The 16,805-nt window shown below is 57.7% G+C and carries 29 protein-coding genes, 2 tRNA genes and 1 pseudogene; all 32 read left to right on the top strand.

Annotated elements, in window-relative coordinates; translation table 11 throughout:
• The first annotated feature begins 59 nt into the window (after window positions 1-59).
• The 32 genes and pseudogenes from P2T68_RS16965 to P2T68_RS17120 all read left to right on the top strand — a co-directional run bounded on the left by P2T68_RS16965 (window position 60) and on the right by P2T68_RS17120 (window position 16,783).
• The gene (locus P2T68_RS16965; RefSeq protein WP_102642906.1) at window positions 60-263 is read left to right on the top strand and encodes a helix-turn-helix domain-containing protein; all 204 of its coding nucleotides are present in this window, start codon (window positions 60-62) and stop codon (window positions 261-263) included.
• A gap of 31 nt (window positions 264-294) precedes the next feature.
• Complete coding sequence (locus P2T68_RS16970; protein ID WP_277379656.1) at window positions 295-483, top strand: hypothetical protein; 189 nt, start codon at window positions 295-297, stop codon at window positions 481-483.
• Between the two features lie 330 nt (window positions 484-813).
• Window positions 814-1,590, top strand: coding sequence for an HNH endonuclease (locus P2T68_RS16975; RefSeq protein ID WP_277379657.1), 777 nt, complete (start codon window positions 814-816; stop codon window positions 1,588-1,590).
• Entirely contained in the window at window positions 1,583-2,497 is a 915-nt protein-coding gene (locus tag P2T68_RS16980; RefSeq protein WP_277379658.1) for a hypothetical protein, read from the top strand. Before P2T68_RS16975 ends, P2T68_RS16980 begins: the two co-directional genes overlap by 8 nt.
• A complete protein-coding gene (locus P2T68_RS16985; RefSeq protein ID WP_277379659.1) occupies window positions 2,472-3,248 on the top strand; it encodes a hypothetical protein in 777 nt (258 codons plus the stop codon). The genes P2T68_RS16980 and P2T68_RS16985 overlap by 26 nt, the downstream gene beginning before the upstream one ends.
• Window positions 3,245-3,463: a TraR/DksA C4-type zinc finger protein gene (locus tag P2T68_RS16990; protein ID WP_277379660.1), complete on the top strand. Its 219-nt coding sequence runs from the start codon at window positions 3,245-3,247 to the stop codon at window positions 3,461-3,463. The genes P2T68_RS16985 and P2T68_RS16990 overlap by 4 nt, the downstream gene beginning before the upstream one ends.
• On the top strand, window positions 3,456-3,719 hold the full coding sequence (locus P2T68_RS16995; protein ID WP_277379661.1) for a hypothetical protein: 264 nt from the start codon (window positions 3,456-3,458) through the stop codon (window positions 3,717-3,719). Before P2T68_RS16990 ends, P2T68_RS16995 begins: the two co-directional genes overlap by 8 nt.
• Window positions 3,716-4,246, top strand: a complete 531-nt coding sequence (locus P2T68_RS17000; RefSeq protein ID WP_277379662.1) for an HNH endonuclease signature motif containing protein — start codon at window positions 3,716-3,718, stop codon at window positions 4,244-4,246. The genes P2T68_RS16995 and P2T68_RS17000 overlap by 4 nt, the downstream gene beginning before the upstream one ends.
• Window positions 4,246-4,716, top strand: a complete 471-nt coding sequence (locus P2T68_RS17005) for a hypothetical protein (protein ID WP_277379663.1) — start codon at window positions 4,246-4,248, stop codon at window positions 4,714-4,716. The genes P2T68_RS17000 and P2T68_RS17005 overlap by 1 nt, the downstream gene beginning before the upstream one ends.
• Window positions 4,713-4,982 (top strand): hypothetical protein, encoded by a 270-nt coding sequence (locus P2T68_RS17010; protein WP_277379664.1) that lies wholly within the window; start codon window positions 4,713-4,715, stop codon window positions 4,980-4,982. Before P2T68_RS17005 ends, P2T68_RS17010 begins: the two co-directional genes overlap by 4 nt.
• Entirely contained in the window at window positions 4,979-5,614 is a 636-nt protein-coding gene (locus P2T68_RS17015) for a recombination protein NinG (protein ID WP_277379665.1), read from the top strand. Before P2T68_RS17010 ends, P2T68_RS17015 begins: the two co-directional genes overlap by 4 nt.
• A complete protein-coding gene (locus P2T68_RS17020) occupies window positions 5,611-5,763 on the top strand; it encodes a hypothetical protein (RefSeq protein ID WP_277379666.1) in 153 nt (50 codons plus the stop codon). Before P2T68_RS17015 ends, P2T68_RS17020 begins: the two co-directional genes overlap by 4 nt.
• An 85-nt stretch (window positions 5,764-5,848) precedes the next feature.
• Window positions 5,849-6,043 carry a hypothetical protein gene (locus tag P2T68_RS17025; RefSeq protein ID WP_277379667.1) on the top strand — a complete coding sequence of 65 codons (195 nt, stop codon included), beginning with the start codon at window positions 5,849-5,851 and terminating at the stop codon, window positions 6,041-6,043.
• A complete protein-coding gene (locus P2T68_RS17030) occupies window positions 6,040-6,477 on the top strand; it encodes a dATP/dGTP diphosphohydrolase domain-containing protein (RefSeq protein WP_277379668.1) in 438 nt (145 codons plus the stop codon). The genes P2T68_RS17025 and P2T68_RS17030 overlap by 4 nt, the downstream gene beginning before the upstream one ends.
• Window positions 6,474-7,613, top strand: coding sequence for an oxidoreductase (locus P2T68_RS17035; protein ID WP_277379669.1), 1,140 nt, complete (start codon window positions 6,474-6,476; stop codon window positions 7,611-7,613). Before P2T68_RS17030 ends, P2T68_RS17035 begins: the two co-directional genes overlap by 4 nt.
• Window positions 7,610-8,185: an HNH endonuclease signature motif containing protein gene (locus P2T68_RS17040; RefSeq protein WP_277379670.1), complete on the top strand. Its 576-nt coding sequence runs from the start codon at window positions 7,610-7,612 to the stop codon at window positions 8,183-8,185. Before P2T68_RS17035 ends, P2T68_RS17040 begins: the two co-directional genes overlap by 4 nt.
• Complete coding sequence (locus P2T68_RS17045; RefSeq protein ID WP_277379671.1) at window positions 8,185-8,850, top strand: hypothetical protein; 666 nt, start codon at window positions 8,185-8,187, stop codon at window positions 8,848-8,850. Before P2T68_RS17040 ends, P2T68_RS17045 begins: the two co-directional genes overlap by 1 nt.
• Entirely contained in the window at window positions 8,847-9,224 is a 378-nt protein-coding gene (locus P2T68_RS17050; protein WP_277379672.1) for a hypothetical protein, read from the top strand. Before P2T68_RS17045 ends, P2T68_RS17050 begins: the two co-directional genes overlap by 4 nt.
• On the top strand, window positions 9,221-9,442 hold the full coding sequence (locus tag P2T68_RS17055; RefSeq protein WP_277379673.1) for a hypothetical protein: 222 nt from the start codon (window positions 9,221-9,223) through the stop codon (window positions 9,440-9,442). Before P2T68_RS17050 ends, P2T68_RS17055 begins: the two co-directional genes overlap by 4 nt.
• Window positions 9,439-9,693: a hypothetical protein gene (locus tag P2T68_RS17060; RefSeq protein ID WP_277379674.1), complete on the top strand. Its 255-nt coding sequence runs from the start codon at window positions 9,439-9,441 to the stop codon at window positions 9,691-9,693. The genes P2T68_RS17055 and P2T68_RS17060 overlap by 4 nt, the downstream gene beginning before the upstream one ends.
• 256 nt (window positions 9,694-9,949) lie before the next feature.
• A tRNA-OTHER gene (locus tag P2T68_RS17065) sits at window positions 9,950-10,019 on the top strand.
• A 7-nt stretch (window positions 10,020-10,026) separates the two neighbouring features.
• A tRNA-Ser gene (locus P2T68_RS17070) sits at window positions 10,027-10,107 on the top strand.
• A gap of 272 nt (window positions 10,108-10,379) precedes the next feature.
• The gene (locus P2T68_RS17075; RefSeq protein WP_277379756.1) at window positions 10,380-10,694 is read left to right on the top strand and encodes a phage holin, lambda family; all 315 of its coding nucleotides are present in this window, start codon (window positions 10,380-10,382) and stop codon (window positions 10,692-10,694) included.
• Window positions 10,691-10,897, top strand: a complete 207-nt coding sequence (locus P2T68_RS17080) for a hypothetical protein (RefSeq protein ID WP_277379675.1) — start codon at window positions 10,691-10,693, stop codon at window positions 10,895-10,897. Before P2T68_RS17075 ends, P2T68_RS17080 begins: the two co-directional genes overlap by 4 nt.
• A gap of 5 nt (window positions 10,898-10,902) precedes the next feature.
• The gene (locus P2T68_RS17085; protein WP_277379676.1) at window positions 10,903-11,079 is read left to right on the top strand and encodes a hypothetical protein; all 177 of its coding nucleotides are present in this window, start codon (window positions 10,903-10,905) and stop codon (window positions 11,077-11,079) included.
• A complete protein-coding gene (locus tag P2T68_RS17090; protein WP_277379677.1) occupies window positions 11,076-11,510 on the top strand; it encodes a proteasome subunit beta in 435 nt (144 codons plus the stop codon). Before P2T68_RS17085 ends, P2T68_RS17090 begins: the two co-directional genes overlap by 4 nt.
• A gap of 70 nt (window positions 11,511-11,580) precedes the next feature.
• Window positions 11,581-11,664: pseudogene (locus P2T68_RS17095) on the top strand (HGGxSTG domain-containing protein); the annotation flags it as partial.
• Between the two features lie 93 nt (window positions 11,665-11,757).
• A complete protein-coding gene (locus P2T68_RS17100; RefSeq protein ID WP_277379791.1) occupies window positions 11,758-12,111 on the top strand; it encodes a hypothetical protein in 354 nt (117 codons plus the stop codon).
• Window positions 12,092-13,339 carry a terminase family protein gene (locus P2T68_RS17105; RefSeq protein WP_277379757.1) on the top strand — a complete coding sequence of 416 codons (1,248 nt, stop codon included), beginning with the start codon at window positions 12,092-12,094 and terminating at the stop codon, window positions 13,337-13,339. Before P2T68_RS17100 ends, P2T68_RS17105 begins: the two co-directional genes overlap by 20 nt.
• Before the next feature lie 2 nt (window positions 13,340-13,341).
• Window positions 13,342-14,733, top strand: a complete 1,392-nt coding sequence (locus P2T68_RS17110) for a DUF4055 domain-containing protein (RefSeq protein WP_277379678.1) — start codon at window positions 13,342-13,344, stop codon at window positions 14,731-14,733.
• Between the two features lie 121 nt (window positions 14,734-14,854).
• The gene (locus P2T68_RS17115) at window positions 14,855-15,613 is read left to right on the top strand and encodes a DUF6651 domain-containing protein (RefSeq protein ID WP_277379679.1); all 759 of its coding nucleotides are present in this window, start codon (window positions 14,855-14,857) and stop codon (window positions 15,611-15,613) included.
• 15 nt (window positions 15,614-15,628) lie between these two features.
• Entirely contained in the window at window positions 15,629-16,783 is a 1,155-nt protein-coding gene (locus tag P2T68_RS17120) for a P22 coat - protein 5 family protein (protein ID WP_277379680.1), read from the top strand.
• Window positions 16,784-16,805: the final 22 nt, after the last annotated feature.

The raw sequence follows: 16,805 nt of genomic DNA on the forward strand, positions 1-16,805 counted from the left end.
TGCATGGACTCATACTTATTCGTATGATTTGTCATGCAAAACCTCATAGGATTCCCGTCATGACAGTTCAAGAGATGTTGAATCGCCTTTTCCAGCTCGGGCTGTCGCAGACAGAAGTAGCTGAAAAGTGCGGCACCACGCAGGCCACGATCTCCCGCGCAACCAGCGGGACGATGGTCGGCTACAGCACCGGCAAAGCCATTGAGCTGCTGCTGGCTGATCGCGAAGAAGCCGCCAAGAACACTGCTACTCAAGCCGCTTAATTCACCTTGCATGCTCAAAGGAGCAAAAACGATGCACTTCGACCCAAGCCACATGCACGACAAACCCACAAAGGTCCGCCTGGATGAAGCGGCTGACGATCTGCTGACAGCGATGGCTCGTTTTCAGCGGACACAGAAAGCCGTTCTCGCCCGGGAAATCCTTGAGCGCGGCCTGAACCAGATGATGGAAGAGCTTACCGCGAAAACTGACGTGGCATGAAGTTGCCAAGGAGGCCCTGTGCCTGAAAGAAAACCATTGGAAGTCTGGCTTGACGGGAAAGGCCAATCGCAATTGGAGCAGCTAGCCAGCGCGTACGGCATCACTACCGAGCAGCTGACAACCAAGATCATGAACGAGGCGCTAGATCGAATGACGCGCCCACCAAAAAGCCGGAGCAACGTCGCTTCCATAGGACGCAAGGGCTGATAAGTCCCCCAGGGACTATTGAGGTACCGATGAACAGAAGCACCAAATCACAGGCACAAAAAAGCCAGGTTCGCGGCCTGGCTTCTTGTGCAGCAAATTACAAATAACTCTGTGAGACAAATTATGCACATTCAAGCCGTACCAAGCAACCAAAAGATTAACCGTGTAGCCATCGGTAAGAAGCAGCGTTTTGAAGTATTCAAGCGAGACTCCTTCACCTGCCAATACTGCGGTTCAAAGGCCCCTGATGTTGTGCTGCATGTCGACCACATAAACCCGGTAAGCAAGGGCGGTGAGAACGAGATCATCAACCTGATCACCTCTTGTGTGGCCTGCAACCTTGGGAAGAGTGATCGCCTACTTACCGACAAGACATCGATCGAGATGCAGCGCAAGCAGCTTGAAGAGCTTGCTGAGCGCCGCGACCAGCTTGAAATGATGCTTGCCTGGCGCGATTCACTGAAAGGCCTGGATGACGACATCGTAGATGAGGTGGCGATCCGTATTGAAGACTACATCCCAGGCAACACTATTAATGATCATGGCAAGTCTCTGATCAGGAAGTGGCTAAAGAAGTACAGCATTGAAGAGCTGTTAGACGCTGCGGAGATCGCAGAAAAGAAACTCGACGCTGGCGTAACAGCCGAGGCCGTAAGCATTTTCTTCAACTCAATCCCAAAAATCTGCGCCACCAAGCGCTTGCCTGAAGCCAAGCAGCGCCTTCTCTATGCGCGCGGAATTCTACGTCGTCGTGTGTATGTGAACGAAGCCCAGGTCATGAAGCTGATGGAGAACGCTGTGGCTGCCGGCCTCGACGTGGAGGAGCTAATTGAGTTTACCAAAGAGGTCCGCAACTGGACCGAGTTCCGCAATGAGATGGAGGTCGTCGCCAATGGCTAGGGCCCGCAATATCAAACCTGCATTGTTTACCAACGAGATCCTTGGTGTTGGCCATCCACTGTGCACGCTTCTGTTCCAGGGTCTTTGGCTTCTGGCAGATCGAAGCGGCCGCCTCGAAGATCGTCCACTCCGCATTAAGGCCGAAATATTCCCTTACCGCGAAGCTGACGTAGACGCGATGTTGCATTGGCTTGCACATAAAGGGTTCATCGTGCGCTACCAGGCCGATGGCAAGGCGTTCATTGAGGTCCTGAACTTCACAAAGCACCAGAACCCACACAAGAACGAGAAGGAATCAGAAATTCCTTCTGTATCAGAAGGTTGTATCACTTCCGATATTCTCGGTACTCGTTCCGAATTTATCGGTAGCGCTCCGGCTGATTCCCTCTCTTCTGATCTTCTGATTCCTGATTCACTGATTCCTGATGTTCTGATCCCGGATTCAGAAACCTTGCCGATCGCCGAGGCTCCGGCGCCGACGAACATCCAAGCCCTCAAGCCAAAAGCAAAGCAAAAGACTGACGCGCAAATCGCCAATGCCAACACTTGGGATGCGTACACCATCGCGTACCTGGAGCGCTACGGTGTTGAGCCAGTTCGTAACGCCAAGGTCAATGGACAGATTGCCCAGCTTGTTCAGCGCCTCGGGGCTATTGAGGCCCCACAGGTTGCGATGTTCTACGTGACCATTAACGACTCGTTCTTCATTCGCGCATCGCATGAGTTCGGGTTGCTCGTCGCTCGCGCTGAAGGCATCCGTACGCAATGGATCACGGGTCGTCAGGTCAACGCTGTCACTGCCCGACAAGTTGAGAACGCCCAGGCCAACATAAACGCCGCCCAGGAAGCCAGCCGCAGCATTCTCGAAGGAGGTGCGCCCAATGCTTTCCTGCGCCGAAACCGCTGAGCTGAGCATGGCCATCTGCGCCACGGCTGAGACTCTTGGGCAAACCCTGAGCGCACCAGCCGCCAAGCTGATGGCCGAGGATCTGGCCGAACACCCGATGGATGTGATCGCCAATGCACTGTGGTCATGCCGCCGCGAACTGACCGGAAAGCTGACCCTGGCCGCCATTCTTCAGCGCGTCCAGGCCGCCGACGGTCGCCCAGGCAAGGACGAAGCCTGGGCCATCGCCATGACCACCAACGACGAATACGAAACCGTTGTCCTGACCGACGAAATCCAGCTGGCCCTGGCCGCAGCGAAGCCTGTACTCGATGCCGGCGACAAGATTGGGGCCCGCATGGCCTTCATCAGTGCGTACGAGCGGTTTGTCGGCCAATCCCGAGAGGATGCCAAGCCTGTGAACTGGCACGTCTCTGTGGGCTTTGACGCCAACCGCAGGATTCAGGCCGTCACCAAGGCGATGGAACTCAAGCGCATCCCCCGTGAGCACGCCCAGAAGTACTTGGCAGACCTTAGCGTCGAGCCCATCACCGAAGACGGCCGCGCCATTGCCGGCTTGCTGACTGGCAACGTCACTCAGCCAGCGCCTGTGCTGCGCAAGAAGCTGGAGTTGGTCAAGAACTCAATGATGGAAATGCGAATGGCCAGCGCCGAACGGAAAACCGAAATGCGGATCGCTGCGGCCAATGAACTGGCTGATCGGCGCGCGCTGATGATCAAGCAGGCCCAGGAATTGGAGCAAAGACCATGAGCGACATTTGCGATGACGCCGACGTAGTAATCGAAGAGGCCCTGAATCGGTCCCTATCCAAGATCCCTCGCTACACCGGAATAAGCGCCACAGAGTGCTGCGAGTGCGGGGAGGAGATCCCGGAAGGCCGTCGTGTGGCTATCCCAGGTGTGACGCTGTGCACGCCTTGTGCTGAGCGTGAGGCGCTTGTGCGCGGAGGTGTTCGCCGTGGCTGATTATTCCGAAATCAAAAGTTTGGCCATGGAAGTCAACGCGGCATTCCCGGACAAGGAGGACTTGTGGAACATGGTGTGTACACCATCGGTAGCGCTGCATCTGGTTGCGGATATTGAGCGGCTCAAGGCCGAGAACGAGGCGCTGCGCAAGGCGCTTGGCGATATTCTGGAACTTTACGATACCGACGAGGGGTGCAAGAACCTTCCGCAGTACATCGCCGGCTGCAATGCCATGGGCAAGGGAGAGCAGTCATGACCAGATCAGTGAAGATTATCGATAGGGATTTTGTCAGCACTCATCTTGATTACGACCCTTATACCGGCGCTTTTCGGTGGAAAACCTGTCGTGGCCCCCGTATGGACTTGGTTGGCAAAAAGGCCGGATACGTCAATGGCAAAGGATATGTGCAGATTGGCCTGGAGGGCACTTACTACTTGGCACATCGGCTTGCATTCCTAATGGTAGATGGTTCGTTGCCTGAAGCGGACGTCGACCATATCAACGGAGATCGTCAAGACAACAGGTTTATCAACCTACGCCGAGCGGATCGAACAGAAAATAGCCGTAACCAAAGGCGCCGCATAACCAACAAGAGCGGCGTGATGGGTGTTTATTGGCTGACTCGAAGGAATCGCTGGGAGGTAACCATTGGGTCTGACGACAGAAGCGTCTGCGCGAATGTCTACCTAGGCCACTACAAAGACTTTTTTGAGGCGATATGCGCGAGGAAGTCAGCAGAGTTCCATCGCGGCTTCCATGTAAACCACGGGAGGTCTGCTTGATGAGTGAAAAAATCTCCGTCAACAGCGCCAGCAAACTCTCCAAGGCCATTACTGCTCTGACAGCCATGTACCGCCAGAGCAAGTTCGTGGTGGTGTCGATGCGCCCAGGCAAGGATCGGACCCTTGACCAAAACGCCCTGTGGTTCGCCCTGTACCAGCGTATTGCCCAGATGACGCAGATCGGTGACGTGGAGGACGCCCGCCGGTACTGCAAGCTTCACTTTGGCGTGCCGATCATGCGCGCCGCGAGCGAGGACTTCCGCCACGGCTACAACATGGCGCTGCTCAACCTGCCATACGAGGTCAAGCTCAGTTGGATGGGACCGTGCGCACTGTTCGGCCCGGACGGCTTCCCGGTGACCCGCCTGTTCAATCGCGCCCAGGGCATCGCGTACACGGACCGGATCGTTGCCGAGTTCAGCGCCAAGGGTGTGGTGTTCACTGATCTGCTGAATGAGGTGGCAGCATGAGCCAGTTCAAGCCGGGTGACCTCGCCTTAACGATCGTGGATGACCCAGAGATCCCAGCCTACAGCGTTGTAACGCTCGACTCTGAGATCAAGAAGGGAGAGAGCTGCTTGACATGGGACGACAAGCCATCAGTAGCGCCTGAGGATGGCTGGTTTGTTATCCATCCGTATGCAACTGCCGCACGCCTTTATGCTAATCGCGAGTTGATGCCCCTGCGCGGCGATTTCGCGCCCGAGCAGCAGAAGTCGCGGGAGCTGACCACATGATCAACAAAAAGCCCCGTCCGAAGAAGTGTAAGAACCCAGCATGCGGCGAGAAGTTCGTCGCTCAACGCCTGGGCCAAGCCGTATGCAGCCCAAAGTGTGGCCTGGCCATCAAGGATGTGAACCAGGCCAAAGCGCGCAGGTCGCTGGCCCAGGTTGGCCGTGCCGACATCAAGATCCGCAAAGAGGCCCTGAAAAGTCGCGCTGACCACCTCAAGGATGCGGAGAAGGCCGTCCGAGACTATCGGCGCACCTACGAGCTGAGCATCGGCAGCGGCTGCATCAGTTGCGGCGAGTCGCAGGAATCGATTCTGGAAGCCCAGGGCTGGAAGGTTGGCGGCGCATTTGATGGTGGCCATTTCATGGGTAAGGGTGCCCGCCCAGAGCTTCGCCTGGAGCCAACCAATATCTGGCTTCAGTGCAAAGCCTGTAACTCTGGCTCCTACATGCACGCTCGCAAGGGGTACACGGTTTCCCAGGGCTTCCGGACCGGCCTTATCGCGCGCATCGGCCTGGAGGCTGTTGAGGCGCTGGAGGCCGACCAGTCGGTGCGCAAGTACACCATCGAAGACCTGAAAGCCATCACCGCCGAATACCGGGCAAAGGCCAGAGAACTTAAGAGGGCTGCAGCATGAAAATCATCATTGCGCTTCTGGGCGCGTTCGTATTCGCCGGCCAGCTTCAGCAGCCGATCAGGTCTTACTGCCGACCAGCCTCCACCTTTTCTGGATGGGGCCTCAATGGTCCTTCATTCGCCATCTGGACGATTGAGGTATCGGCATGACCATCACCTGCACAGTAACCACGCTTTTCTGCATCTCCTGGTTTTTCCTGGAAGGCCACGTCATCAACTGGTGGAGCGCTCGGCCATGAACTGGAAGCCAGTCAACAAATACTGCATTTCCTCTGATGAGGGCTACCTGATCAGCAAGTACGCCCTGGAAGTCGGCCACGCGTACGTAACGCGCTGCCCGAAAGGGAAAATCCTGCACTCGGGCAAGGAGCTGGACAAGGCCAAGGCGGCATGCGCTGAACATTTGAACAATCAGAAGGTGGCCGCATGAGCGAATTAAAACCGTCGAACCCTAAGGACCTTGTTGGGAGCGGGAAAATCCCCATGCACTTATGGCCTGCAACTGCCACAGCGTTGGGGAGCCTTGGCTTGCTCGATGGGATGCTCAAATACGGTCGATCTAACTTTCGTGCCGTCGGTATCCGCGCCTCGATCTACTACGACGCCGCCAGCCGTCACCTGAATGCATGGTTCGAGGGGGAGGCTTTCGATCCAGATAGCGGACTTCCGCACCTGGCCCACGCGCTCGCCTGCCTGGCCATCATTGTGGACGCAGAGGCGGCCGGGAAGCTCAACGACGACCGTATGCACCCGGGCGGTTACCGAGGGCTGATCAATTCGCTTACGCCTCACGTGGCGCGCCTCAAGGCCATGCACGAAGACAAGAGCCCAACGCACTACACCATCGCCGGAGACGCCCAATGAACGAGCAAAAAGTCACCGACGAGCAGATCATCGAGGCGCTGAAGACGATGACCCTTAACCAGGCTGCAGCGCATTTGGGTTTGCATGTGCGGACACTGTCGAAGCGCAAGGCACGGATGGCTCTGCGCGGGCACATTCCAGAGATGCATATCGAGACGAAGCTGCCGCCGTTCCTGAAGATCAAGGGCACATCCCAGCTCATGCGCCGCGGTGAGGCCGAGCCATTGCTGTCCTGGGTAAAGACGAACACCGACACCGAAGCATTAGAGGCCCTAATTCGGGCCTCATGCGAGGCGGCGGTCAAGGATCTGCCTCAAGTCCAGCCGCGGCCATTCGCTGGCAGCTACTTGCCCGACCTGATGACAGCCTATCCAATTGGTGACCCGCACTTTGGAGAATACATCTGGGCCGAGGAATGTGGGGCTGACTGGGACCTTAGCATTGCAGAGCGCGTGCACTGCGCTGCAATGGCTTCGTTGGTCGACTCTGCGCCGGCCACGGAGACAGCCATCATCGTGAATCTCGGTGATGCAGCACATTATGACTCTATGGCTGCGATTACCCCGCGCAGTGGCCACCACCTCGACGCAGACAGCCGATACGCCAAGATGGTCGACATCCTGATCCTTGCCATGCGCCAGTGTGTCGAGTCGGCGCTGACCAAGCACAAGTTCGTGCATGTGGTGCACGTTATCGGTAACCACGACGAAACCGGCGCAGTCTGGCTGAGCCGCCTGTTCGCCCACCTGTACGCCAACGAGCCCCGGGTAACCGTCGAGACCTCTCCAAGCGTCTTCAGCTACTACCGCTGGGGCAAGAACCTGATCGGCATGCACCATGGCCACACCAGCAAGGCCGACAAGCTGCCTGGCGTGATGGCGACTGATCGCGCCCAGGATTGGGGTGAGACCCTGCATCGCTACTGGTGGACCGGCCATATCCACCACGAGAGCAAGAAGGAATACCCAGGCTGCACCGTTGAATCCTTTAACACCCTGGCTCCAGGTGACAGCTACGCCCACGCCGGCGGCTGGAGATCGCGCCAGAACATGAAGGCAATCGTCCTGCACCGCGAGCACGGCGAAGTCGCTCGCCACACCGTACATCCTTCCATGCTGAAGGAGGTGGCAGCATGACTTCATCTCCTAGGCAGGCCGCAAAGGTTGCCGGCGAGCTTTATTACTCGACTGGTCGGCCCTGCAAGCATGGGCATATTGCCAAAAGACAAACTAGTTGCGGGACCTGCATGGTTTGCAAGGATTTACGGGCAAAGCAGCCTGAGGCAATCGCAGCAAGGAAGATTTTAAGCAGCGCACATTATCAGCGAAACAAAGAAGCAAGATTGCAGTACGGCAAGGAGTACCGGGAGCGCAACAGAGAAAAATTCACTCAATGGATGGCTGATTGGCGAGCCGCCAACCCAGAAAGAAGCAGGGCGAGCAAGCGCGCATCGCAGTCTAGGCGGAGAGCCTCCATGCAGGGTGTATCCAGTAGTGAACTGGTTGCTTGGACTGCCGTGCAGCCAAAGGTCTGCCACTGGTGCGCGAAGGACTGCATTGAACAATTCCACGTCGACCACTACGAGCCGTTGTCGCGCGGTGGAAAGCATGAGATTTCGAATCTCGTTATCTCCTGCCAGTTCTGCAACTTGAGCAAGAAGTGCCGAGACCCGTACGCCTTTGCCGCATCCCTTGGGAGATTATTCTGATGACTTACCGCAACGTGGTATCCGCTGTTGTCCGCGCCCTGGCTGCCGAGACTATCAACTCGGCCGGCGGTTGCGATTTCGACCCCAAGGTCCAGTGTGCCAAGCAGAAAGGGGAGATCAGCGGTAAGGAATGGTCGCTGCTCCAGGACTGCATCGTCCACAAGCTGCTCCACCAGGTGCTGAGCCAGCGCCACTGGTTCGCCCTCACAGCGAAGTTCAGCACGCACAATGGGCGCAAGATCGAGGCGACCGGCCGGTTGGTGGCGATCGTGACCAGCCCGGCGCCGCAACTGTTCACCCGTAAGGCTGTAACAGCCTGGGCTATTCCTCAAATCAAGGGAGTGCGCAAGGAGCCTGTGAGGGCCAAGGCGGTCGAGCAAGACAAAGACGCACCAGCGTGGCGGGTAGCGGCAGCAAAGGCCGCAGTCGAGCGCGCAAATGCATCAGCGGCCAAGCGCAACACGTCGCAGCAGGATGGCCCGATCATTCTTGCAGAATCAAACTACGATATGACCACCTGGGACGCTCAAGGTCTCGACGACCGCACCTACCGCCGCTGGCGCCATTCCATCCATAAAGCCCTCGAAAGCCTTGTGGATACCGCTCTGGTGGAAGCACAATTGATTCTTGAGGAAGCAGGCGTACTTGGGGAACGGGCAGCATGAACAGCCAGGCCATTGATCAGCTTGTCCTATCGGTCGGTACTCGGAGACTACCGGCCGCGCTGCCGGCGGTTTCTACCTGTGCCGTGCTTATCGTCGACAGCCATAACGACCCTGCAAAGTGCGCCAGGATTGAGGCTGAGATGCGGCGAAATGGCTATACCGCGATTGTTGTCACCGAGGCGCAATATAACGAACTGGAATCTGCTGGATTCGATCGCGATATGATGGCTCTAGTCACGGGGTATTTTCAAACGATAGGGATGGACTACCTCGGCGGGATCATCCCTGCACCAGATAACCGGCCATGGCCAAAAAAGAAGCGGCCCGCTCAACAGCATTCATCGCTGCGCAACCGCTGGGGACAGATCAGATGAATGCCATCAAGCGCCTAATCGGCCGGCTTTACTGCAAGCACCAGAGCAGCGTATGGCTGTGCGAGAATGCCGTAGAGCCGAAGAGCGGCGTCTATCCGGTGCGGTGCTGCCTGGATTGCGGGAAGTTGATCTGGGCAAAAACGACTGTCGAGGGTGGCACTGCCAAAGTCGAATACCTCACGCCAGTTACAGTGGCGCAGATGGGGTATCGGCCATGAGCGTCAAACTCAGCGAGCTTGTCGATAGCACGTTGCGGCTGCATAAAATGGTAGAAGCACACGGCATACCGCGTGACGCCAGATTGGCGGTAATTGACCGGCAAGCCAAGAAATGCGATCCGTTACCCGGACTCATAGTGGCTTTTGCAAAACTCGACAGCATGCTTGACGAGGACGGAACATTCACCAGGCGAGACATATTTGAATTTCTTGGTGATGCGATCGAGGCCGCACGGGGAAACCTCGTGTAATTTGATAAAATTTATGAGCTCCTGCAAATACCGCTTGCATTAAATGTCCGCGTGTCCGAAGATTGCGTCATCTTGGGTTATGTACGTTTGTATGTAGCGCAGGAAGAAAGCCCGTCCACTGTGTCGGGCTTTTTGCTTTATGCAGATGAATGCGCAGGCTGATGCGCGATTTTAATCACTGGCTTAGCGGCTGGTGAAATTCTGATGGTTCGCCATCTATGAAGCCGGAGATCAGCGCCGGCCATCTGCACACTTTGCGGGTAGCGCAGGTCGCTAGTCAGCCTTCCAAGCTTACGATCAGGGTTCGATTCCCTGTATCCGCTCCAATTCAAAGCAGGTGGCGCCGTACGGACGGCAAACGGTCTTGAAAACCGTGCTACTGGAAACGGTAAGGGTTCGATTCCTTCACCTGCTGCCACAACGCCGACTGAATGTGCGCTGGGACGCACACGGGACTGTAAATCCTGCGCCTAGCGCTAAGTGGTTCGATTCCATCGGGCGGCACCAATTCCAAATCCTCGCCATCGTGCGGGGATTTTTCGTTTTCAGCCCCTCCACACCCGTTGCGCTAAGCCGGGAGTGCTGCTGGGGCTGTTCTATTCGCCGCTGCTCCCCAGCGTTTGGGTGCTCACACCACCCTTTTTTATTCCTCTACTCCCAGAAGGGAGGACTTCGGATTGAAGATCATGCCCGAAAAAGACCCCTCCTTCTGGGCGATGGTTTTGAATGCCCTTCGCGATAACGGACTAGCCATGGTCCTGACTTTCCTTCTGGTCTGGTTGCGAATCCAGTACGACGGCAAAGAGACCAAGCCTGTCCGCCAGATTATTGAGTCTGTACTTGGGGCCTTGATTGTGATGGTGGTCGGCCTGACAGTGCAGAAGTTCGGGTTAAGCAGCGGGTGGTCATTCTTCGCTGCTGGCTTCGTCGGCATCCTCGGTGTTGATCAGGTCCGGCAACTTGGCAAGCGCTGGTCTGAGCGCAAGGCAGAAACGCTATGAAGTTGATCGAGAACGTCGCCGCGTGCCACAAGCTGTGGTCTGTCCGCCTGGCGCTAGCCGGCGCAGTGCTGAACGCAGGTGCTATCGGCTGGACGGTATTTCAGGGCGCAGTTAACCCGCTGATCTACGCAGCCATCAATATGGGGCTTGGGATCGGCGTTGCAGTTGTCCGCGTACTTTCCCAGGCCAAACCAGATGAGTGAATGCCATGGCCAGACAAATCACATTGCTGGCCTATCACCCTTGGTGGTTCCGTCTCTACGTGGTAGCGGTGAACACCTTCGCTTACCTGGCAGGCCTTGAGGTCGACACTGACAAGCTTGAGGCCCAGGCGCGCAAAGCGACCCGGTACCGCGAGATCGACATCGACGAGGATCAGCCATGACGACGATTGCCTACAAAGACGGGATCATCGCCTATGACGGTCGAGTAACTGCCGGACGCACGATTGTCTATGACGACTTCGACAAGCTGAGAGAGCGTGATGGTGCATTCTTCCTGGGCACTGGCGCGACGAGCGAGATCAACAAGCTGATAGGCCTCTTCTTCGGTGAAGAGATCATTGGCGAATGCGGCGCCGAAGCGATTGTCGCCCAGGACGGCGTACTTACCCTGATTGGCTACTACGAGGGCAAGCTCTCCAAGACTCCGATGCTGCTCGACCGGCCCTACGCCATCGGCAGCGGTATGGATCACGCACTGACCGCATTCGATATGGGCGCGTCCGCTTACCAAGCCGTAGAGATGGCCATGAAGCGTGACAGCTGCACTGGCGGGAAGATCAGAACGCTCACCGTGACCAAGCCAATCGAATGATCATTGAATGACGTTCGAACGACGCTCAATGAGTCGTTCTGCAATAACACCCCATGAATGAGGCAAGCCCATGGCCCTATGTGGCGCTAAAACGCGCTCAGGGGAACCATGCAAGCGACACGCTGTTCCGGGTTCCTCGCGGTGCAAGTTACACGGTGGCGCTGCATCGAAGGCCAACAAGGCTAACAAGCACGCCGCGAAGCCTGGCTCGATCTATAGCCAGTTCCTCACTGATGCCGAGAACGACATGTTGTCCCGCATTGAGCTGGGACGTGTTGACGACGAGCTGCGCCTTACCCGCATTCGCCTGATGCGTGCACTGAATCAAGAGAACGAGCGTGGCGACACCGCCGAGCTTGAGGCCCGCGTCGAGCGCGAAGGAGCCGGCGAATACCAGGCCAAGACCGAAGAGAAATTCAAGGTCAGGGACTATTCCGGCCTGATCGACCGCTTGACAGGTCGCATCGAGAGCCTGGAGCGCACGCGCGCCGAGCTGCTGAAGACGAATCCTCCAGAGTTGCCACCGGTGACCAGAATCGAGATCGAGGTGGTAGGTGGAAGGAAGGACGCTGCGGGTGCAAATGACGCAGCCGCAGGCTGACTTCTATCAACTGACTGACAAATACCCGGCGTTCGTGGGTGGGTTTGGCACAGGGAAGACCGAGACCCTGGCCAACTGCGCGCTGCGTGACGCTCTGGCATCGTCCACAGCCTTGATCGCGCTGTACGAGCCCACCTATGACCTTGTTCGCCTCATCCTTGCTCCGCGCATGGAAGAGAAGCTCACGGACATGGGCATCCGGTACAAGTACAACAAGCAAGAGAACATCATCTATACGAGTTCGCCCAACTGCGGCGACTTCGTGCTGCGGACGCTGGAGAACCCGGCCCGCATCATTGGCTACGAATCGTATCGTGCGCACGTCGATGAGATTGACACGCTCAAGAAGGCCCAGGCTGCCATGGCCTGGCGCAAGATCATTGCACGGAACCGGCAGCGCCCTGATGACGTTGCAGATCCGTTCAACCGGGTGTCGGCCTATACCACGCCAGAGGGCTTCCAGTTCGTCTACGACACTTGGGGGAGAAGCCCAAAGCCTGGCTACGTGATGATCCAGGCGGCGACGTACACGAACCCGTTCCTACCAGAAGACTACGTACAGACGCTGCGTGACAGCTACCCAGCCGCACTGATCGATGCTTACATTGAAGGTCGGTTCACCAACCTGACCGCCGGCAGCGTCTATCCAGACTTCTGCCGCAAGCTGAATCACACTAACGACACGCTCCAGTCTGGCGAGCCCGTACTGATCGGCATGGACTTCAACCGCTTGAAGATGAGCGCCGTGGTCTATGTGCTGCGCGATGGGCTCCCGGTGGCGGTGGATGAGATTGTCGACGGTCGGGACACGCCTCAGATGGTTTCCATCTTCAAAGAGCGCTATGCGCTGAAGGGCCACGCTGTTCAGGTGTTCCCCGACGCATCAGGCCAGAACGCCAGCAGCAAGAATGCCAGCGAGTCTGATCTGAGCATTATCCGCCAGGCCGAACTGACCGTTCGGGTCAACTCGACCAACCCAGCCATCGCCGACCGCGTGAACGCCGTCAATGCCTTGATCCTAAACGGCCAGGGCGAGCGGCGACTGAAGGTCAACACGAACCGCTGCCCACACCTTACCGATGGCCTTGAGCAGCAGGCGTACGACAAAAACGGAATGCCCGATAAGTCGAGTGGTGTAGATCACGTCATCGACGCCGCTGGCTATCCGCTCGCTATGCTCTTCCCGATCGTCAAGCGAGTCGCCTCCCAAGAATCTCTGAGACTTTGAATATGAGCAGTGATGACCCGAGCAAAACGCTCCCTGTCGTAGACGAAATGCGACAGGACTGGGCCATTGTTGACGCTCTCATGGGTGGCACAAGGGCTATGCGCAAGGCAGGCGTTACCTACTTGCCGAAGTGGCCGAAGGAAGAGCAGGACGCTTATCAGTCCCGCCTCAAGACCTCCACGCTGCTGCCAGCGTACAGCGAGACCGTACAGAACATGACCGGGCGCGTATTCGCCGACCCGATCACGCTGACCAAGGACGTGCCTGAGCCCATCAAGGAGATGGCCGAGGACTTCGACCTTCAGGGGAATAACCTGCAGGTCTGGGCTCAGTCGCTGTTCAGCATCGGCCTGTCTCATGGACTGTGCCACGTTCTGGCTGATTACCCGATGGCCGACGGTCTCAAGACCAAGGCTGACGAGAAGTCCGCCGGGGTGCGCCCTTACGCGGTGATGATCAAGCCTGGCCAAGTGCTGGGCTGGCGGTCTGCCAACAAGGGCGGCCAGCAGGTTCTAACTCAGTTCCGCTACATGGAGTGTGTCGAGGTAGACGACGGCGAGTTTGGCACCAAGAGTGTCGACCAGATCCGCGTGTTGATTCCTGGAGCCTGGGCGACCTACATCGAGGTGGATGACGGCAAGGGGTCGAAGACATGGCAAAAGAATGGGGAAGGGCTCACAAGCCTGACTGAGATCCCGCTGACCACTTACTACACCAAGCGCACCGGCTTCATGACGGCTACACCGCCGCTTCTTGAGTTGGCGAACATGAACATCAAGCATTGGCAGTCCCAAAGCGACCAGGACAACATCCTGCACGTTGCCCGGGTGCCGATGCTTGCGGTGATCGGCATTGAGGAAGGCGTCGACATCACTGTTGGCGCTGGTTCGGCCACACGCCTGCCGCGCGATGCGGACATGAAGTGGGTCGAGCACACAGGGAAAGCCATCGAGGCAGGTCGGCAATCGCTGATGGACCTGGTCGATGATATGCGCCTGGCTGGGGCCAAGCTGCTCCAGAAGGAAAAGCAGTCAGTCAAGACGGCCACGCAGGCCGAGGAAGAGGCTTGTCAGGAGATGAGCCCACTGCAAACCATGGCCGGCCAGCTTGAGGACGCGCTCGACCAGGTGCTCCATTTCTTCGCGGACTGGATGAAGACGCCGGAAGGTGGTCACGTCCAGGTCAAGGGCAACTTTGACGTCGACTTCAGCCCTGAGACAACCATGCCGTTCCTGCTCAACATGAACATCAACGGCGTGCTGTCCGACCAAAGCCTGTTTGCTGAGGTCCAGCGCCGTGGCCTTCTCAGCGAAGACCTCGATTGGGATGACGAGCTGACGAAGCTCAAGGCTCAGCCTGTGAAGCCTACCGCTCGACCGCTCGACAACCAGTAAAACGAACACAGATTTCAGCCCTGGCAGCCGCCGGGGCTTTTTATTGGGCGCGATTCCGGATGGATAGCGCCGCAGCGGGCCGGATGGCTCAACAAATGGGCGGATGCCCGGAGAAGCATCAATGAAACTGAAATTGGATGACCAAGGCCACGCAGTTCTGCTCGATGGCAAGCCTGTATATGTGCACGACGATGGCAAAGAGGTCGCATTTGATGCGGTCAGCACCGTCGCCACGATTACCCGGCTGAACACTGAAGCCAAGACCCACCGCGAAGGCAAAGAAGCGGCTGAAAAGGCCCTGAAAGCGTTCGATGGCATCGAGGACGGTGCTGCCGCCAAGAAGGCCCTTGAAATCGTTGCAAACCTCGACTCAAAAAAGCTGGTGGATGCCGGTGAGATCGAGAAGGTGAAGGGCGAAATCAGCAAGGCCTATCAGGCTCAGCTCGATGAAGTCGGCACCAAGGCGGCGACGTTCGAAAAGCAGCTCTACGAAGAAAAGATCGGCGGTGCATTCAGCCGTTCCAAGTACATCGGCGAGAAGCTGGCAATCCCCGCAGACCTGGTCCAGTCCCGTTTCGGCTCCGCCTTCAAGATCGAGGACGGCAAAACCGTCGCCTACGACAACCACGGCAACAAGATCTTCAGCCGCGCGCGTCCAGGTGAAATCGCTGACTTCGATGAAGCAATCGAAACCCTTGTTGAGCAATACCCGCACCGCGATCACATCTTGAAGAGCTCCGGGGCTTCTGGCTCCGGCGCTTCTAACAACGGTGGGAATGGCGGCAACGGCAAAAAATCCCTCTCTCGCTCTCAGTTCGACGCACTTGACCCAGTGGGCAAGCATGCGCACGTGTCTGCGGGCGGTGATGTTACCGACTGATCCCAGGAGTAATCCATGAGCAACACTCTCACCGGCCTGACAACCACCATCTACAACGCACTGGACGTCGTGTCCCGCGAACTGGTGGGCTTTATCCCCGCCGTTTCGTCCGACATGACCTACGACCGTGCTGCTGTGGGTCAAACCGTCACCTCGCCAGTGGCGCCGGCCGCGACCGCGACCGACATCACCCCGGCCGTGACCCCGCCAAACGACGGCGACCAAACCATCGGCTCCGTGTCGATGACCATTACCAAGGCTCGCCGTGTACCGGTGCGTTGGAACGGTGAAGAGAAACGCGGCCTGGACAACAACGGCGCCTCGTACAACGTGATTCTGCGCGACCAGCTCGCCCAGGGCATGCGTGCTCTGGTCAACGAAGTCGAGTCCGACATCGCCAACCTGTGCCTTCAGTCGTCCCGTGCCTATGGCACCCCTGGCACCGTCCCGTTCGCCACCAACCTGGCAGAAGCCGCGCAGATGCGCAAAATCCTGTCGGACAACGGCGCCCCGATGAGCGACCTGCAGATGGTGCTGGACACCACTGCCGGCGCCAGCATGCGCACCCTGGGTCAACTGACCAAAGCGAACGAAGCGGCTGACACCTCTCTGCTGCGTCGTGGCGTGCTGCTGGACGTGCATGGCTTCGCTATCCGCGAATCCGCACAGGTCAAGACCGTGATTGCTGGTACTGGTGCTTCTGCCACTACTAACACCGCGGGCTATGCCGTCGGCGCTACCACCATCACCCTGGCTTCGGCTGGTACTGGCACCGTTCTGGCTGGTGACGTAATCACCTTCGCCGGCGACACCAACAAGTACGTCGTACTGACCGGTGACACTGACGTCTCGAACGGCGGCACCATCGTTCTGGCTGCTCCCGGCCTGCGCAAGGCAATTGCTGCCTCAGCAACCGCGATCACCGTGATTGCCGCGACCACCCGCAACATGGCGTTTGCCCGATCGGCCTTGGCTGTTGCCACCCGCGCCCCGGCACTGCCAGAAGGCGGCGACAGCGCTTCCGACCGCATGATCATCACCGACCCGGTGAGTGGCCTGTCGTTCGAGATCTCGCTGTACAAGCAATACCGTCAGATCCAGTACGAGATCGCACTGGCCTGGGGCGTTGCGATGGTCAAGAAAGAACACACCGCGCTGCTGTTGGCGTAATGACTGCGCCCGGGGCTTCGGC

Origin of the sequence: Pseudomonas sp. G11, assembly GCF_029457515.1 — a bacterium.
In the GTDB taxonomy this organism is placed as follows: Bacteria; Pseudomonadota; Gammaproteobacteria; order Pseudomonadales; family Pseudomonadaceae; genus Aquipseudomonas; species Aquipseudomonas gorinensis.

Bases quoted from the DNA above. Each gene is read 5' to 3' on its own strand.
- P2T68_RS16965 (WP_102642906.1), top strand. From the start codon at position 60: ATGACAGTTCAAGAGATGTTGAATCGCCTTTTCCAGCTCGGGCTGTCG.
- P2T68_RS16970 (WP_277379656.1), top strand. From the start codon at position 295: ATGCACTTCGACCCAAGCCACATGCACGACAAACCCACAAAGGTCCGC.
- P2T68_RS16975 (WP_277379657.1), top strand. From the start codon at position 814: ATGCACATTCAAGCCGTACCAAGCAACCAAAAGATTAACCGTGTAGCC.
- P2T68_RS16980 (WP_277379658.1), top strand. From the start codon at position 1,583: ATGGCTAGGGCCCGCAATATCAAACCTGCATTGTTTACCAACGAGATC.
- P2T68_RS16985 (WP_277379659.1), top strand. From the start codon at position 2,472: ATGCTTTCCTGCGCCGAAACCGCTGAGCTGAGCATGGCCATCTGCGCC.
- P2T68_RS16990 (WP_277379660.1), top strand. From the start codon at position 3,245: ATGAGCGACATTTGCGATGACGCCGACGTAGTAATCGAAGAGGCCCTG.
- P2T68_RS17000 (WP_277379662.1), top strand. From the start codon at position 3,716: ATGACCAGATCAGTGAAGATTATCGATAGGGATTTTGTCAGCACTCAT.
- P2T68_RS17005 (WP_277379663.1), top strand. From the start codon at position 4,246: ATGAGTGAAAAAATCTCCGTCAACAGCGCCAGCAAACTCTCCAAGGCC.
- P2T68_RS17010 (WP_277379664.1), top strand. From the start codon at position 4,713: ATGAGCCAGTTCAAGCCGGGTGACCTCGCCTTAACGATCGTGGATGAC.
- P2T68_RS17015 (WP_277379665.1), top strand. From the start codon at position 4,979: ATGATCAACAAAAAGCCCCGTCCGAAGAAGTGTAAGAACCCAGCATGC.
- P2T68_RS17020 (WP_277379666.1), top strand. From the start codon at position 5,611: ATGAAAATCATCATTGCGCTTCTGGGCGCGTTCGTATTCGCCGGCCAG.
- P2T68_RS17025 (WP_277379667.1), top strand. From the start codon at position 5,849: ATGAACTGGAAGCCAGTCAACAAATACTGCATTTCCTCTGATGAGGGC.
- P2T68_RS17030 (WP_277379668.1), top strand. From the start codon at position 6,040: ATGAGCGAATTAAAACCGTCGAACCCTAAGGACCTTGTTGGGAGCGGG.
- P2T68_RS17035 (WP_277379669.1), top strand. From the start codon at position 6,474: ATGAACGAGCAAAAAGTCACCGACGAGCAGATCATCGAGGCGCTGAAG.
- P2T68_RS17040 (WP_277379670.1), top strand. From the start codon at position 7,610: ATGACTTCATCTCCTAGGCAGGCCGCAAAGGTTGCCGGCGAGCTTTAT.
- P2T68_RS17045 (WP_277379671.1), top strand. From the start codon at position 8,185: ATGACTTACCGCAACGTGGTATCCGCTGTTGTCCGCGCCCTGGCTGCC.
- P2T68_RS17050 (WP_277379672.1), top strand. From the start codon at position 8,847: ATGAACAGCCAGGCCATTGATCAGCTTGTCCTATCGGTCGGTACTCGG.
- P2T68_RS17055 (WP_277379673.1), top strand. From the start codon at position 9,221: ATGAATGCCATCAAGCGCCTAATCGGCCGGCTTTACTGCAAGCACCAG.
- P2T68_RS17060 (WP_277379674.1), top strand. From the start codon at position 9,439: ATGAGCGTCAAACTCAGCGAGCTTGTCGATAGCACGTTGCGGCTGCAT.
- P2T68_RS17075 (WP_277379756.1), top strand. From the start codon at position 10,380: ATGCCCGAAAAAGACCCCTCCTTCTGGGCGATGGTTTTGAATGCCCTT.
- P2T68_RS17080 (WP_277379675.1), top strand. From the start codon at position 10,691: ATGAAGTTGATCGAGAACGTCGCCGCGTGCCACAAGCTGTGGTCTGTC.
- P2T68_RS17085 (WP_277379676.1), top strand. From the start codon at position 10,903: ATGGCCAGACAAATCACATTGCTGGCCTATCACCCTTGGTGGTTCCGT.
- P2T68_RS17090 (WP_277379677.1), top strand. From the start codon at position 11,076: ATGACGACGATTGCCTACAAAGACGGGATCATCGCCTATGACGGTCGA.
- P2T68_RS17100 (WP_277379791.1), top strand. From the start codon at position 11,758: ATGTTGTCCCGCATTGAGCTGGGACGTGTTGACGACGAGCTGCGCCTT.
- P2T68_RS17105 (WP_277379757.1), top strand. From the start codon at position 12,092: ATGACGCAGCCGCAGGCTGACTTCTATCAACTGACTGACAAATACCCG.
- P2T68_RS17110 (WP_277379678.1), top strand. From the start codon at position 13,342: ATGAGCAGTGATGACCCGAGCAAAACGCTCCCTGTCGTAGACGAAATG.
- P2T68_RS17115 (WP_277379679.1), top strand. From the start codon at position 14,855: ATGAAACTGAAATTGGATGACCAAGGCCACGCAGTTCTGCTCGATGGC.
- P2T68_RS17120 (WP_277379680.1), top strand. From the start codon at position 15,629: ATGAGCAACACTCTCACCGGCCTGACAACCACCATCTACAACGCACTG.